This window comes from Sphingopyxis sp. GC21 (assembly GCF_025727575.1).
GTDB lineage: Bacteria > Pseudomonadota > Alphaproteobacteria > Sphingomonadales > Sphingomonadaceae > Sphingopyxis > Sphingopyxis terrae_A.
In genome coordinates this window covers 3,747,574-3,762,669 of the sequence record NZ_CP095845.1, presented here as the reverse complement: position 1 = coordinate 3,762,669, position 15,096 = coordinate 3,747,574, and the positions used below count along the sequence as shown (strand labels likewise).

10 protein-coding genes are annotated in these 15,096 nt (G+C 64.4%); 6 read left to right on the top strand and 4 right to left on the bottom strand.

Annotated features, from left to right (window positions below):
- Positions 1–122: 122 nt before the first annotated feature.
- From MU856_RS18185 to ribA, 4 genes are all read left to right on the top strand, one after another.
- A complete protein-coding gene (locus MU856_RS18185) occupies positions 123–2,438 on the top strand; it encodes an FtsK/SpoIIIE family DNA translocase (protein WP_062901210.1) in 2,316 nt (771 codons plus the stop codon).
- A 111-nt stretch (positions 2,439–2,549) separates the two neighbouring features.
- Positions 2,550–3,206, top strand: a complete 657-nt coding sequence (locus MU856_RS18180; RefSeq protein WP_062901211.1) for a LolA family protein — start codon at positions 2,550–2,552, stop codon at positions 3,204–3,206.
- 387 nt (positions 3,207–3,593) lie between these two features.
- Positions 3,594–4,388, top strand: coding sequence for an exodeoxyribonuclease III (locus tag MU856_RS18175; protein WP_062901212.1), 795 nt, complete (start codon positions 3,594–3,596; stop codon positions 4,386–4,388).
- Positions 4,385–5,455, top strand: coding sequence for a GTP cyclohydrolase II (gene ribA, locus MU856_RS18170; protein ID WP_186401326.1), 1,071 nt, complete (start codon positions 4,385–4,387; stop codon positions 5,453–5,455). Before MU856_RS18175 ends, ribA begins: the two co-directional genes overlap by 4 nt.
- Positions 5,456–5,557: 102 nt before the next feature.
- Here ribA and MU856_RS18165 read toward each other — a convergent pair whose 3' ends face one another.
- The 3 genes from MU856_RS18165 to MU856_RS18155 are packed head-to-tail and all read right to left on the bottom strand — an operon-like array spanning position 5,558 to position 8,064.
- Complete coding sequence (locus MU856_RS18165) at positions 5,558–6,364, bottom strand: LytR/AlgR family response regulator transcription factor (RefSeq protein ID WP_186401327.1); 807 nt, start codon at positions 6,362–6,364, stop codon at positions 5,558–5,560.
- Positions 6,361–7,506: a sensor histidine kinase gene (locus MU856_RS18160; RefSeq protein ID WP_186401328.1), complete on the bottom strand. Its 1,146-nt coding sequence runs from the start codon at positions 7,504–7,506 to the stop codon at positions 6,361–6,363. Before MU856_RS18160 ends, MU856_RS18165 begins: the two co-directional genes overlap by 4 nt.
- A gap of 48 nt (positions 7,507–7,554) precedes the next feature.
- The gene (locus tag MU856_RS18155; RefSeq protein WP_003046553.1) at positions 7,555–8,064 is read right to left on the bottom strand and encodes a winged helix-turn-helix transcriptional regulator; all 510 of its coding nucleotides are present in this window, start codon (positions 8,062–8,064) and stop codon (positions 7,555–7,557) included.
- 123 nt (positions 8,065–8,187) lie between these two features.
- Here MU856_RS18155 and MU856_RS18150 point away from each other — a divergent pair, with 123 nt between their 5' ends.
- Together MU856_RS18150 and MU856_RS18145 are read left to right on the top strand one after the other, a co-directional pair.
- Positions 8,188–8,523 (top strand): CC_3452 family protein, encoded by a 336-nt coding sequence (locus MU856_RS18150; RefSeq protein WP_263588144.1) that lies wholly within the window; start codon positions 8,188–8,190, stop codon positions 8,521–8,523.
- 142 nt (positions 8,524–8,665) lie between these two features.
- Positions 8,666–10,759 carry a RelA/SpoT family protein gene (locus tag MU856_RS18145; protein WP_058811283.1) on the top strand — a complete coding sequence of 698 codons (2,094 nt, stop codon included), beginning with the start codon at positions 8,666–8,668 and terminating at the stop codon, positions 10,757–10,759.
- Positions 10,760–10,766: 7 nt separating this feature from the next.
- Here MU856_RS18145 and MU856_RS18140 read toward each other — a convergent pair whose 3' ends face one another.
- Positions 10,767–15,095, bottom strand: a complete 4,329-nt coding sequence (locus tag MU856_RS18140) for a hypothetical protein (protein WP_412072804.1) — start codon at positions 15,093–15,095, stop codon at positions 10,767–10,769.
- Position 15,096: the final 1 nt, after the last annotated feature.

Sequence of the window (15,096 nt, the reverse complement as noted above, 5' to 3'; positions counted from 1 at the left end):
GCCCGGCGCGCTTGGGAAGCGGGCAGGCGCACCCGGATCGCCGGCGCGCCGGGCGCCGCTTGACGACGAGTCCGCCCCATGCGCATATCGCCGTGGTTAATCGATCGAGGACCGCATTCCGCATGGCAAGCCGCAAGCCCGCATCGGCGAAGGCCGACTGGCGCACCGTTTTCAGACAAAGCATCGCGCGATCGCTGGTGATTGCCGCGGCACTGGCGCTCGCCGCCTTCACGCTGTTTTTCGCGCTCGCCCTGCTCACATACGACAGCACCGACGCAGCGCTCAACACCGCTGCGGGCGGCAGCGCCGCCAACTGGATGGGCCATGCGGGGGCCTGGTTCGCCGACCTTGGCCTGTCGGTCGGCGGCGCGCCGGTCGCGCTGCTCGTCCCGCTGTTCGGCATCATGGCCTGGCGGCTGTGGGCGGCCGAGCCGCAGCCCTATTGGCTGCGTCAGCTCACCTATTGCTTTGCCGGCATCCTGCTCGTCGGCATGGGCGCCGAGCTTTGGTCGCCGGCGTCGGGATCACCGATGCCCGCGGGTTGGGGCGGCCTGCTCGCTCTGCTCGCGGGGAGCGCGGTCACCCCGCTGTTTGCGCTGGCAGGCGACCCCGCCGCGGCGCTGATCCGCTTCGGCACGATCCTGCTCCTCATCCTTGTCGGCCTCTGGCTCGCGATGCGCTCGCTGCGGCTTGAAAAGGGCTGGCTCGGGCGGCTCAGACTGCCGGCGGCCGAAGGAAACCGGGTCGTCGAACCGGCGCGCGCGGCCCCGGCCGATGCGCCGCGCCCCGCCAATCTGGTCGAGCGCGTGATCCGGCCGCGCCCGCGCGCCGAACCGAGCGATCGCGCCCCGCCCGAGATTGCCGACCCGGCGCAGCGCTCGGCGCCATCGAAGCCGCGCGCCAAGCCGCAGACCGAGCTGTTCACCAATTACCGGCTTCCCTCGATCGACCTGCTTTCCCCGGCCCCCGACACGCCGGCGGGACAGATCGACAAGGCGGCGCTCGAACGCAATGCGCGCTTGCTCGAATCGGTGCTCGAGGATTTCCAGGTCAAGGGCGTGATCACTGCGGTCCGCCCCGGTCCGGTCGTCACCATGTACGAGCTTGAGCCCGCGCCCGGAACCAAGGCGAGCCGCGTGTCGAACCTCGCGGACGACATCGCGCGCAACATGTCGGCGCTGTCGGCGCGCATCGCGCCGATTCCGGGGCGCACCGTCATCGGCATCGAATTGCCCAATGCGCACCGCGAGGCCGTCGTGCTGCACGAAATCATCGGCAGCGGGCTGTTTCAGGAACATAGCGGCGCGCTGCCCATCATCCTCGGCAAGAATATCAGCGGCGACGCGGTGATCGCCGATCTTGCGCCAATGCCGCACCTGCTGATCGCCGGCACCACCGGGTCGGGTAAATCGGTCGGCCTCAATGCGATGATCCTGTCGCTGCTCTATCGCCTCGGTCCCGATCAGGTGAAGATGATCATGATCGATCCCAAGATGCTGGAACTCAGCGTCTATGACGACATCCCGCACCTGCTTGCCCCGGTGGTGACCGAACCCAAGAAGGCGGTGCGCGCGCTCAAATGGGCGGTCGAGCAGATGGAGGATCGCTACCGGATGATGTCGTCGCTCTCGGTGCGCAACCTCGCGTCCTACAATGACAAGGTGCGCGGCGCGCTCGCCAAGGGCAAGTCGCTCGGGCGGCGTGTCCAGACGGGCTATGATCCCGAGACCGGCCAGCCGGTCTATGAGGAAGAAACGCTTGATTATCAGCCGCTGCCGCAGATCGTCGTCGTCGTCGACGAGCTGGCCGACCTGATGATGACCGCGGGCAAGGAAGTCGAATTCCTCATCCAGCGCCTTGCGCAAAAGGCGCGCGCGGCGGGCATCCATCTGATCCTTGCGACGCAGCGTCCGTCGGTCGACGTCATCACCGGCGTCATCAAGGCGAACCTGCCGACCCGCATCAGCTTCAACGTGACGTCGAAAATCGACAGCCGTACCATTTTGGGCGAGGCCGGCGCCGAACAACTGCTGGGCAAGGGCGACATGCTCTACGTTCCCGGCGGCAAGCAGATCACGCGCATCCACGGTCCTTTCGTGTCCGACGACGAAGTCCGCGCGGTCGCCGACCATTGGCGCGGCCAGGGACGCCCCGACTATGTCGAGAGCGTCACCGAGGATCCCGAGGATGGCGGTTTCGCGATGGAAGGCGCGCCTGCGGGCGGCGACAGCGCCGAGGACCGCATGTATGCCAAGGCCTGCCAGATCGTGGTCGAAAGCCAGAAGGCATCGACCAGCTGGCTGCAGCGCCAGCTGCGCATCGGCTATAATAGCGCGGCGCGCCTGATCGAGCGGATGGAGGACGAAGGGCTGGTCAGCCCGCCGAACCATGTCGGCCGCCGCGACGTGCTGACCGACCAATATGGGCAGCCGCGATAGGGAACTTTCGCCACGCCAACGACTTGAACAGCGTCTAAAGGCCGGGTTCAGGGCGGGTTCAATGCCGCCCTGCAACAAGCCGGTATCGACCGAAACATACAAGAGAGCCCGATGACCCTGACGATCGACCGCCATATCCTGACCCGCGCCGCCGCGCTGGCGCTCGCGCCCGCCGCCGCCATCGGCCTGACGCTGACCGCGCCCGCCATCGCGCAATCGGCGAGCGCGCTCGCCGCGGTGCAATCGCACCTCAAGTCGACCAGTTCGATGACCGCCGACTTCGTGCAGACCGATCGCAACGGTCAGCGGCTGAGCGGACAGCTGACGCTGAAGCGTCCGGGCAAGATCCGCTTCCAGTATCAGAAGGGCGTCCCGCTGCTGATCGTCGGCGACGGCAGCCGCCTGACGATGATCGATTATGAGGTCAAGCAGGTCCAAAGCTGGCCGGTGAAAAATTCGCCGCTCGGCGCGCTGCTCGATCCCGATCGCGATCTCGCCAAATATGCGAAGGTCGTTCCGACCGGAAACAGCGATGTGCTGAGCGTCGAGGTCAAGGATCCCAAGCGCCCCGAATATGGGACGATCACCATGGTGTTCATCCGCGATGCGGGGGCGCCGGGCGGATTGCGGCTGCGCGGCTGGGTGGCGCTCGATTCGCAGAACAACCGGACGCGGATCGATCTGTCGAACCAGCGTTTCAACGTGCCGGTCGCCGATTCGGCCTTCCGCTGGACCGATCCCCGCCCCAAACAGCGCGGCCGCGTCTGACGCCAGCACGACTTTTATGAACAGGGCACCGTCTCCCCAATGGGATTCGGCGCCCTTTTTCCGTCCAACCGACGTTCGGCATCGACGAACTGCAAATGTCGCCGACAGCCGCCGATTTTCGTTCAGCTTGGGGACAGGGAAGAGGGGCTATTTCAACTCTCGAAGGCGCCGACACGGCCTCCGGATTTTGGGTTTCCCCCTGTTGCCCCAACCGGATTGCCAGGTGTCTTCATTCAAGAGCGTGACGAACGCTGACCTTGAACCCCCGTTCCACCGCCCCTGGAACGGGGGTTTATGTTTATGCGCGGCGTGTCCGGCGCGTCGCTGCAGGCGGCACCAGCCCGCAACGATTGCAGTGAAGGCTTCGCACCGATAGAGCCGGACCCCATGACCCAAACGAGCATTGCTTCCTGGAACATCAACAGCGTGCGTGCGCGCATTGGCATCGTCGAGAAATTCCTGCGCGAAGAGGCGCCTGACGTCCTCTGCCTTCAGGAAACGAAGGTCGAATGCGGACTGTTTCCGAAGCAGATGTTTGAGGATCTGGGCTATCGTCACATCGTCACCAACGGCCAGCGGATGCACCATGGGGTCGCGATCGTCAGCAAGCTGCCGCTCACCGATGTGCGCAAATATGATTGGCAGGCCAATGGCGAGGCACGCCATGTCGGCGTGACGCTGCCGTCGGGCGTGCGACTGGACAATGTCTATATCCCCGCCGGCGGCGATATCCCCGACCGCGCGCTAAACCCCAAATTCGGTCAGAAGCTCGACTTTCTGGAGCGCATGACCGAATGGGCGGGCGCGCTCGCCGATACGCCCACAGTGCTGACTGGCGACTTCAACGTCGCGCCGCTCGAAAGCGACGTATGGAACCATAAAGCGCTGCTCGACGTCGTCAGTCATACGCCGGTTGAGGTCGATACGCTCGCCCGCCTGCAGGCCGCGGCTGGCTGGATCGATCTCGGCCGCCAGTTCGTGGCGCCGCCGACGCCGCTCTACACCTGGTGGAGTTACCGCGCGAAGGACTGGGAAGCGTCGAACCGCGGTCGGCGGCTCGACCATATGTGGGTTACCCCGGACATCCGGAACGCGGCGCAGAGCCACCGCGTCGTCCAGCCGGCGCGGAGCTGGGAACGCCCGTCCGACCATATCCCCCTCGTCACGGAGTTCGCATTTTGAGCGACGCGGCGGGTAGCGACCGCGGCGCCCGCCGCGCCGCGCGCGCAATCGACGCGCTGCGCCGCGGGTGGCCCTTTCGGATCGAAGGCGCCGACGGGGCTCTTGATCTGCTCGCCGTCGAAAGCGCGCGCGATGCGGCGCTGGCCGAATTCGGCAGCGCCGACCTGCTGATCTCGGGCGAGCGCGCGGTCACGCTGAAGCTTACCAACCAGCGCGCCGCCGCAACGCCGGGGCCCGTGCGGCTCGCGGATGGCGCCGCGAGCATCGCCGCGGCGCTGGCGATCGCCGACCCGGCGCTCGACCTTGCCAATCCGCTCAAAGGACCGTTTCGCACGATCGCAAACGGCGGCGAGGCGGCGGCGGCGACTGCGATGACAATGGCGCGCCACGCGGGCCTGCTCCCCGCCTTTTTCGTGCACACGGCCGGAGGTGAAGCCGAAACCGTCTGTTCCGCCGCCGACGTCGCCGCCCTGCTCGACCCGGCGCGGCTCGAAATCGCGGCGCGCGCGCGCCTGCCTGTCGCGGCGAGCGAAACCGCCGAGATCGTCGCCTTTCGCAGCCCCGAGGAAGCGTCGGACCATGTCGCGCTGATTATCGGCAAGCGCGACGGCAATCCGCCCGTGGTGCGTCTGCACAGCGAATGCCTGACCGGCGACGTGCTCGGCAGTCTCAAATGCGATTGCGGACCGCAGCTGCATGCGGCGCTGCACGCGATGGCCGACGCGCCATGGGGGGTGTTGCTCTATCTGCGCCAGGAAGGCCGCGGCATCGGCCTCGTCAATAAGCTGCGCGCCTATGCGCTGCAGGATCAGGGCTATGATACAGTCGACGCCAATCTGCGGCTGGGTTTCCCCGTCGAGGCGCGCGATTTTGCGATCGCCGGCCAGATGCTCGCGCTGCTCAACATCCCGCGCATCCGCCTGATGACCAACAATCCCGAAAAGGTCGCGCGACTGGAAAAGGAGGGCGTCGACGTCGTTGAACGCATCCCGCTCGCGCTGCCGACGAACAAATATAACGCGCAATATCTCGCGACGAAGCGCGACCGCACGGGGCATCAATTGTAGAGCCTCGCCATTGCGAGCGCAGCGAAGCAGTCCAAAGCGGCTTACGCCTGCTCTGGATTGCAGCGTCGCTTCGCTCCTCGCAATGACGATATGTGTTGGCGCTTAGTGCACGAACCGCGCGACCACGTCGCGGTAGCTGCGGCTGACCTTCACCTGCGCGCCCGAGCCGAGCACGAGGAAACACTCGCCGTTGGTGTGGGGCTTGACCTGCTTCACCTGGCTGAGGTTGACGATGGTCGAGCGATGCACGCGCTGGAAATTGCGCGGGTCGAGCCGCTTTTCGAGATCCTTCATCGTTTCGCGCAGGATCAGCGAATTGTCGGCGGTGTAGATGCACATATAGTCGCCGGCAGCGTCGATGCGTTCGATGCTGTCGACATCGACGCGGAAAATCTGCCCGCGATCCTTGATGTTGATCATCTTTTCGTAGCGGTCAGCGGCAGGCGCATCGGCCGCCGTTTCGGCATCATATTCCTCGACCGCGTCGGGCGCGACTTCGGCAAGCACCGTCTTCAGCCGCTCAACCTCGGCCGCGCCACGCTTTTCAGTGAGGCGCTGGCGCACGCGGTCGAGCGCATCGGCGAGCCGCTCGGGTTCGACGGGCTTCACCAGATAATCGACCGCCTGCGCCTCGAAGGCGCGGATCGCATGATCCGAATAGGCGGTGACGAAGACGACGAGCGGCGGCTCGACTTCCATCAGCCCCTGGATCACCGAAAAACCGTCGAATCCGGGCATCTGGATATCGAGGAAGACGAGGTCGGGCTTGTGCGTCTTGATCTTGCGAATGGCCTCCCGGCCGTTCTGCGCGGTGTCGACGACTTCGACATCGCTATGCGCTTCAAGCCGCAGTTGCAGGCCCTGGGTCGCCAATTTCTCGTCATCCACCAGGATGGTTCTGATCGTCATGTGCGTTCGGTTCCAATCGTCGCTTGTCCATCGGGCTGAAACGGAATCTCGATAATCACTGTGAATCCGCCATCGGTGCCCGATTGCACCTCGAACCGTTGCTGGTCGCCATAGGCCTGGGCCAGCCGGTCCCTGATGTTGGCTAAACCCACACCGGTCGATTCCGTTGCAATCCCGGTGGTGGGGTCGACGCCATCGGCTGACAATCCCGTGCCGGTGTCGGACACGGTAATCCGAACATTTTGACCGGCAAGCTGAGCCGTCAGGGTAATGTCGGCTCCTTCTTCCTGCGGTGTCACCGCATATTTGATCGCATTTTCGATCAGCGGCTGGAGCAGCAACGAAGGCAGGCGGGCGCGCTGCGCCGCCGGATCAATCTGGAAATGCGGCCGCAGCCGGTCCTCGAAACGCATCTTCTCGATGTCGAGGTAGAGCTTCAGCGTCTCGACCTCCTGCGCCAGCGTCACCTGCGCGGTCGGTTCGTTGGCGAGCGTGTAGCGCAGAAAGGCCGACAGGCGCGACAGCATCGCATTGGCGGGCTCGGTCTGTTTCAGAAGGACAAGGGTCGAGATGCTGTTGAGCGTGTTGAAAAGGAAGTGCGGGTTGAGCTGGTAGCGCAGCATCGCGAGCTGCGCCGACGCGGCCTGCGCCTCGAGCCGCAGCACGCGGTCATTCTGTTCCTCGAGCTGCAGGAAATAGTTGATCGCGAAATAGAGCGCCGACCAGGCGGCGAGCGTCGTCGCGTCGATATAGATCGATACCAGCAGCAGGCCAGTAAAGCTCGTCTCGCTGTCGGGCTTCAATATCTGGAACAGCCAGGCGTCGATGAAGGCCCAGACCGCGGTGGCGAAGGCCAGGAGGCCGAAGCTTGCCCCCCACATCAGGATCGTGCGGCGGTTGATCAGCGCGCGATAGCAAACCGAAAGCAGCAGTGTCAGCGAAAAGCCCGTAACCGCGGAAACGACGACGAGGAAAAGGAAATCGAAGGATTGGCCGCCCGCCAGCCCCGACACGACGCGCAGCCCGAACCAGCCGAGCCAGCCGAGGATCTGCAGATTCCAGAAGGCGCGGATCTTGTTCCCGAAAAACGGCCCGGGCGAGGAAAAGCCGAACAACGGAATCGGGGAAGTCTGGCTTGCCATATCAGCCGCCGAAATCAGGGGACGAGCGCGTCGTCCGCAAAGTGGGGATCATTCGGCCGCGACCGGTGCCATCCGCACGCGCGCCTGGCCGAGCGGCTGGAGTTCCGAACGATGTTTCCAGACAAGCTCGCCATATTCCAGCGGCCGGCCGTCGTGCGCGGTGATCGTCACCGGGCCGATCGGCTGTTCGTCATGCGAATCGACGAGCACCGGGGTCGAGGGAACCCCCGCCCCCCATTTTTCGCCCCACTGGCGCAGCGCGATCATCGCGGGCAGCAGTTCGACGCCCTTCTGGGTAAGCTGATACAGAACCTTGCGACGATCCTCGGCCATCACTTCGCGCGCCATGATGCCATGATCGACCAGCTTCGACAGCCGGTTTGACAGGATGTTGCGCGCGATATTGAGCTCCTGCTGGAACTCTTCGAAATGATGGACACCGTTGAAGGCGGCGCGAAGGATCATGAAGGACCATCGTTCGCCCATCGCCTCGAGCGCGAGCGGCAGGGCGCAATTGCCCCCATCAAGATCGTTCAGTTTTTCGCGTAATTTTCCCATAGGCCATGCCCTAACGTAAAATCGCCGCCGTGCCAAAAAAATATACGGCCTCGGTTGCATTTCGCAACGGACGCACCAGATCGCGAAGCGCAACCTTTCGGTTGTCAAAAAAAGGAGGCTCCCATGTTCCATTTCCGGCTTTCCCCCGGCACCCCGATGCTCGCCCTGGCGGGCGCGCTGTCGATCGGCGCCGCGGCGCTCCCCGCTGTTCCTGCCGCCGCCGCTGGCGGCCCTTTCTATCGCGCCGAACTGGCCGACGCGGCGAAGACCGCGCGCTTCGTCGCCCGCGATGTCGTCTGGGTCTGTGAGGGCACGACCTGCACGGCAGGCCGCGGCACCAGCCGTCCGCTGATGATGTGCGCCGCACTCGCCAAGAAGGCGGGCCGGGTTACCAGCTTCACCGTCGATGGCAAGCCGCTCGAGAACGCCGACCTCGCGCGCTGCAACGGCGAGGGCTGACCCTTCGCCCGCAACAAGGGCCGCGCCGGCTCTCCCCCTGCACCGCGCGGCCCTTTTCTTGCCCTGGCGAAGCCTCGTGGCTTCGCTGCTCCACCGATACAAATATATTGCAATTGGCCTCGCATGAACGACATTGGATGCGATGCTGAGGCAGTATGAACTTGTCGAGCGCGTGCGCGCTTATGATCCCGACGTCGACGAGGCGCTGCTGAACCGCGCCTATGTCTTCACCGTACAGAAGCACGGGAGCCAGAAGCGCGCGTCGGGCGACCCTTATTTCAGCCATCCGGTCGAGGTCGCGGGCATTCTGACCGACCTGCATCTCGACAGCGAGACGATCGTCACCGCGCTGCTCCACGACACGCTGGAAGACACGCTGACCACACCCGAAGAGATCGAGCGGCTGTTCGGCGCCGACGTCGGGCGACTGGTCGATGGCGTCACCAAGCTCAGCAAGATCGAGGCGCAGACCGAGAATGAGCGCGCCGCCGAAAATCTGCGCAAATTCCTCCTCGCCATGTCCGACGATATCCGCGTGCTGCTCGTCAAGCTCGCCGACCGGCTGCACAATATGCGCACGCTGCATTTCATCAAGAATCCGGACAAAAGGCGCCGCATCGCCAAGGAGACGATGGACATCTATGCCCCGCTCGCCGAGCGGATCGGCATGTATGAATATATGCGCGAAATGCAGCTTCTGGCCTTTCGCGAGCTCGAGCCCGAGGCCTATGCGACGATCACCGGCCGGCTCGCCAAACTGACCGCGGGCGGCAAGGACAAGGTCGCCGGGATCAGCCGCGAGTTCAAGGAACTGCTCGCGAAAAGCGGGATCGAGGCGGACGTGTCGGGGCGCGAAAAGCATCCCTATTCGATCTGGCGCAAGATGCAGGAACGCCACGTCAGCTTCGAACAGGTCACCGACATCATCGCCTTTCGCGTCATCACGCGCAGCGATGCCGACTGCTATGCCGCGCTTGGCGTCTTTCACCGCAAGTGGAAAATGGTCCCCGGCCGCTTCAAGGATTATATCTCGACCCCCAAGCGCAACGGCTACAAATCGCTGCACACGACGATCATGCACAATGAAAATATGCGGATCGAAATCCAGATCCGCAGCGAAGCGATGCACCAGCAGTCCGAATTCGGCTTTGCCGCGCACTGGGCCTACAAGCAGGGCGGCGGCTCACCCGACGGACAGGCGGGATGGATTCGCGACCTGCTCGAAATCCTGGACCAGACGCACGATCCTGACGAACTGCTCGAGAATACGCGCATTGCGATGTATCAGGACCGCATCTTCGCCTTCACGCCGAAGGGCAGCCTGTTCCAGCTTCCCAAGGGCGCGACGCCGGTTGATTTTGCTTATGCCGTCCACACCGGGCTCGGCGACCGCACCGTCGGTGCCAAGGTCAACGGCCGGCTCGTGCCGCTGCGCACCCAGCTCGTCAACGGCGATACCGTCGAGATATTGTCGTCCGAAAAGCAGACGCCGCAGCCCGCGTGGCTGGGCTTTGCGGTGACGGGCAAGGCGCGCGCCGCCATCCGCCGCCACGTCCGCTCGAAGGAAAAGGTCGAACTCGCCGCCCTTGGCCGCAAGATGTACGACGAGATCGCCCGCCGCCTGCCCAACAAGGTCGGCGACAAGGCGCGCGCCGCCGCGCGCGAGCGGCTGAAGCTAGAGGATGACAGCGCGCTCTATGTCGCGATCGCGCGGCGGCGATTGTCCGACGACCAGATTCTCGAAGCGCTCGTCCCCGGCATCACCGCCGAGATGAAATCGAAGCCGGGCAAGCTGCGCCAGGGCGCTGCGGTGTCGATCGAGGGGCTGACCCCCGGCGTCGCCTACAAGCTTGCCGACTGCTGTCACCCCGTTCCCGGCGACCGCATCGTGGGCCTCGCACGGCCCGGCGAGGGGATCGAGGTTCATGTGATCGATTGCCCCAGCCTGGCCGACGGAATCGACGCCGACTGGATCGACCTGAGGTGGCAGGAGGACAGCGAGGGCGGCAATGCCCGGCTGTGCGTCGTAATCCTCAACGAAACCGGTACGCTCGCCGAAATGTCGGGCATCCTCGCCGCCAATTCGGCGAATATCACCAATCTGCGGCTGTCGAACCGGGAGGGCGATTTCCACACCTATGACGTGGTCGTCGAGGTGCGCGACGTTCAGCATGTCATGCGTATCCTGTCCGCCCTTCGCGCATCGGACAGCGTCGTGCAGGCCGAGCGGCTCTAGCGAAACGTCAGTTCGGGTATGCCAGGGGCGGTCGCCATGCCGCCTGATCGACGGTGTCGCTGACCTTGTAGACCAGCCCCTTGCTGTTCAGGAACAGCTTCTCCATTTCGGGCCGGGTGAAGGGGCGCGAACCGACGCGGCCGAACACCGCCATCTGCCCCCCCGTTTCGTCGACCGCCCGGTCGCGGTCGAGCCCCTTCGACAGCGCGAGCGCCGGCGAAGGAGTTTTGGCCCAGGCGATCAGTTCGGGCGTCGGCGCGGGCGAGAAGCCATAGAGGCCGGGATTGTCCGGACTGGTAAGCTGAAGCACCTTGATGCCGTTCCGTCCGTCGGCGACATAGGCGAAGAGCGACGCGTTGGTCGATGCGACGATTACATCCTCGGCATCGTTGAGCGCCCCCCCGAAGGTCATCGCGGGCCAGGCGGCCGGCGCCATCGGCCGCGTGACGTCGACGATCACCAGACCATCCTGCTTGGCCGCGACATACATGAAGGTGCGCGCGAGATAGATCTTGCGCGCGTTGGCGAGCCGCACCGTTCCCGCCGGAACCGGTTCCGGCCGGTCCATATGCGTGATGTCGAACAGCTTCACGCCCTCCGCGTCAGTGACCCACAGGTACCGGAACTGCACGGCACTCGCGCGCGCATCGGTCATCGGCAGCTGCGCCGTCACCTTCGGTTCGAGCGGCGTCGACAGGTCGAGCACGACGAGCCCGGCATCGGTGGTGACATAGGCATAGTCGCCCGCAAGCGTCACGTGGCGGGCCCCGGCAAGCACATTGTCTGGATTCCACGTCAGCGCGCGGCTCAGCTTGTTATTGCGGAATTCGCCGTCCGCCATCGTGTCAATGTCGACCAGAATCAGGCCTTCGACGCTGTCGGTGATGACGGCATAGCGGTAGAGCGGGTGCAGTGCCTGTTCGTGATTTTCGGGGAAATCCTTACGGATATGCTCGTTGCGGGCCATGCTGATCGGCTGGTTCGTGCCGATCGCCATGCAGGTCGCGTTCGTCGTTTTGACATGCGTATCGTGCCCGAGCGGCGAAAAAGGCGCGCGGGTGATGCGTTCGGAGAAGCCCTTGTTGCCGATCGATGCGACGTCATAGACGCGAAAGCCGCCCCTGCCTTCGGCGACATACATATATTCGCCGCGCAGTTGCAGGCAGTTGACCCGGCCGCTCGTCCCCTGGACGATATTCGCGAATTCCTCGAGCGCATGGCTTTCGCCTGACCCCTTCTTGTCGAAGGTCTTGCCGCGCACCCAATTTTTGAGCTCGCGATGATTCTGGTCGACATGCAGGCGCCAATAGTCGGGATAGGCATATTTCTGCAGATAGCTGCCGATCACCGCCTGCGGCTCGTCCCATTCGGTGACGCGGGTCGCCTGGAAGCCGTCTTCCAGCCCCGACCAGACATTGAGCCCGACGAAATTGACGAAATTGGTTCCCATCAGGAGCAGCTGCGACATGATCGCATTGTTATCGTCCGCCTGCGACAGATGGCAGTCGGTGCACTGCTTGGTTTCCTGACGCCGCACCGTATGCGGGAAATGCGGCGCGAAGGCCTGGCTCGAGAAGCCCGCCGCCGAAATCGGCGGCTGCTGGATATAGATGCGTTCGCGGTTGAGGTTCGTCGAGGACAAGACCAGCGCCGATGTCGACCGGATCGGCGCGATGATCCCGCGCGGATTGCCGTCGGCGTCGGGCTCGCCGGGCTTGGTCAGCATGTGCCGGCCGAGCTGGAACATTTCGTCGCGCGCGACCTGCGGGTTGTAGGTTGCGAAGTTGCGCGTCTCCTCGCCTTCGAAATGGTGCATGCTGGTCTTCCAGTTCGCCTCGATCGGCAAATGGCAGCCGCCGCAGCTCGTCGTCCACGACAGGTGGCAGGTGAAGCAGGCCATCTTGTCGTCGCCGTGCGCGCGATCTTCCCTTGCCACGCCCGGCCCCCACGCAAAGCTGCCATCGTCGGCGCCGCTGCGCGACATCAGTTTGGCGCGCGCCGCCTTCGCGTTGAAATGCGGTCCCGGAGTCACCGCCTGCTTGACGAGGCTGACCTGCCACTGGAGTTTCGGATCGACGATCGACCGCTGGATCAGCCCGGTGATTTCGCCATTGTCGTCATACTGGAATTCGAACCGGCGCCGGCCGTCCGAATTGCGGAGCAGCGCAAGATTGGTCCCTTGCGGCCGTGCCGCGACGTTCGAGGTGAGCAGATTGGGATAGGCGTCGGCGGTGCCGTGGCAATCCTTGCACCCGATCTCGACCGCGTTCGCGACCTCGCCCTGGATATAACCATTGCCGTGCGCGTCCTGCGCGAAGTGGCAGTCGGCGCACTGCATCCCCTTTTCGGCGTGAATGTCCATCATATGGACCGCCTTGCCGGGATTGATGCCGGGCGGCACGAACTTGCCCTCGATACCGGGCTTGGCGGGATCGGCGCTGGCGAGACACAGGTCGCGCTGCGCCGGATCGCTGTAGCTCGCGCAGCTCTTGCGCCATTTTTCGGGGTCCTTGGGATCGACGATATGCGCCTTGTCGGTGCCATAGGTCGACATATTGCCGTCGGCGTCGAGCAGATTGCCGCTGCGGTCGCGCTTGAAGATGCCGCGGAAGTTCCAGCCATGGCCGTGATAGTCGGCAAACTGGGTGTCCTTGTTGCTGTCGTTCACGTCATAGACGTCGCGCAGAAACTCGACGTCGGCCCACAGGCCGCGCGGGCTCGCACCTTCGGGATTGCGTTCGAGAACCTTGTGGACTTCGGCGGCGGTCGGATAGCGCTGTTGCTTGTATTTCTTCTGATATTCCTCGTCGCTCATCCCCGGTGGGCGCGGCGCGGTGTTGTCGGGGCCGGGCCATAGCTGCGGCGCGTCCGATTCATAATCCCACATCGTGTAGCCGAGGTAAGAGTTCAGGAAGATATTGGGCTGGTGCATGTGGCAATTCATGCACTGCGCCGTCGGGATCGCGCGGGTGAAGGCGTGGGTGATCGGATGCCCCGATTCGCGCCGGTCCTTCGCGGGTACGGCTTGCGGTCCGGCTTTTGCGGCTTCGGGGTCGATCAGCGCGCCATGGCCACCGGGCGACGGCGCATGTTTCTCCGCATCGCCATGCGCGTCGCCGGCGCCCCCACCATGTCCGCCGCCATGCCCGTCATCATCGGGTTTCCATTTCTTCCCCGCGATCGTCGGATCGATCGTCGCGCTTTCGCCATCGCGGCCATATTGCGCATAGGTCAGGCTGTGCCGCGGTTCGCGGTCGTTGGCATAGATGACATGGCAGCCGGCGCACCCCGACTGGCGATAATCGCCCGGCTGGTCGTTGGTTCCCATAAACCACATATAGGGGTCGTTGAGGCGCGTCTTGTGGAGATTGAGCACCGCAATCGCGACGCGCAGGCCGGTGCCGGGGCCGCGGTTCGACTGTTTGAGGTCGGGGCGTCCCGGTTCCTCGAGGCGCTGGATGCTGCCCGTCGGGTTGGGCAGGCCGATTTCGGAAAACTGCGTGTTGATATTGCGCCCGCCGCGTTCAAAGACGCGAAACACATCGCTAGGCGGCATGACATTCCAGCGCGGCAGCGGATAGAGCCGCGCCAGCGCTCCCCGCTTGGTCTCCGGTGCCGTCAATATCTTGTCGGACGGAAAGTCGGGTTTGCAGGCCTGTTTATATTCCTCCGCCGTCAGCTGCGACGAGGGCGAGAGGACGCACGCTGGATCGCCATCCCGCGTATAGGCCTCTCCGAACAGATATTGCTTATAGGGAACAATGCCGTTGTTATAGGCCGCGCCGCCCCAGAACATCGCCGCCGTGGACATCAGCGACCGTTCGGTCGCCTCGATAATCTCGAGGTGGCACGACCCGCACGCCTCGCGCGCGACGCGGTAGTCGCTCGGGTTGACGAAGCGGATATATTCGGGCGCTTCCTTGTTGAGCAGCGTGTAGCTGCGCTTCGGGTTCGCCGATGTGCCACCCCACGCCCCGGGCAGCGTCGGCTGGGGATGCGCGAGTTTCATCGCCGCCAGATTATAGGGATTGTCGTAGCCGAGTTCGGGGCGCCCGAACGCCGCGGGCGATTGCGAATCGCCGCCGTGGCAGTCGGTACAGCCCAGCCGCACCGCAGGCGTCGCGTGCATCGACGGCCGGTCGGTCTGGGTGTGGCAGCTGTAACAGCCCTTCGACTTTGCCTCGACGTCGGCCTCGCTCTGTTCGCGCGGCGCCGGCGGCGTGAAGCGATAGGTGACGGCGACCGGCTTTTCGCCTTCCGACGCGCGCGCGCCCTGCATACCGGCGGTCATCGCCATCAATAGGAAGATCAGGAGGGCGAGCAGCCTGCGCATCATC

Excerpts from the sequence above, each read along its gene's own strand:
- MU856_RS18185 (WP_062901210.1), top strand. The coding sequence starts at position 123 with ATGGCAAGCCGCAAGCCCGCATCGGCGAAGGCCGACTGGCGCACCGTT.
- MU856_RS18180 (WP_062901211.1), top strand. The coding sequence starts at position 2,550 with ATGACCCTGACGATCGACCGCCATATCCTGACCCGCGCCGCCGCGCTG.
- MU856_RS18175 (WP_062901212.1), top strand. The coding sequence starts at position 3,594 with ATGACCCAAACGAGCATTGCTTCCTGGAACATCAACAGCGTGCGTGCG.
- MU856_RS18165 (WP_186401327.1), bottom strand. The coding sequence starts at position 6,364 with ATGACGATCAGAACCATCCTGGTGGATGACGAGAAATTGGCGACCCAG.
- MU856_RS18160 (WP_186401328.1), bottom strand. The coding sequence starts at position 7,506 with ATGGCAAGCCAGACTTCCCCGATTCCGTTGTTCGGCTTTTCCTCGCCC.
- MU856_RS18155 (WP_003046553.1), bottom strand. The coding sequence starts at position 8,064 with ATGGGAAAATTACGCGAAAAACTGAACGATCTTGATGGGGGCAATTGC.
- MU856_RS18150 (WP_263588144.1), top strand. The coding sequence starts at position 8,188 with ATGTTCCATTTCCGGCTTTCCCCCGGCACCCCGATGCTCGCCCTGGCG.
- MU856_RS18145 (WP_058811283.1), top strand. The coding sequence starts at position 8,666 with ATGCTGAGGCAGTATGAACTTGTCGAGCGCGTGCGCGCTTATGATCCC.
- MU856_RS18140 (WP_412072804.1), bottom strand. The coding sequence starts at position 15,095 with ATGATGCGCAGGCTGCTCGCCCTCCTGATCTTCCTATTGATGGCGATG.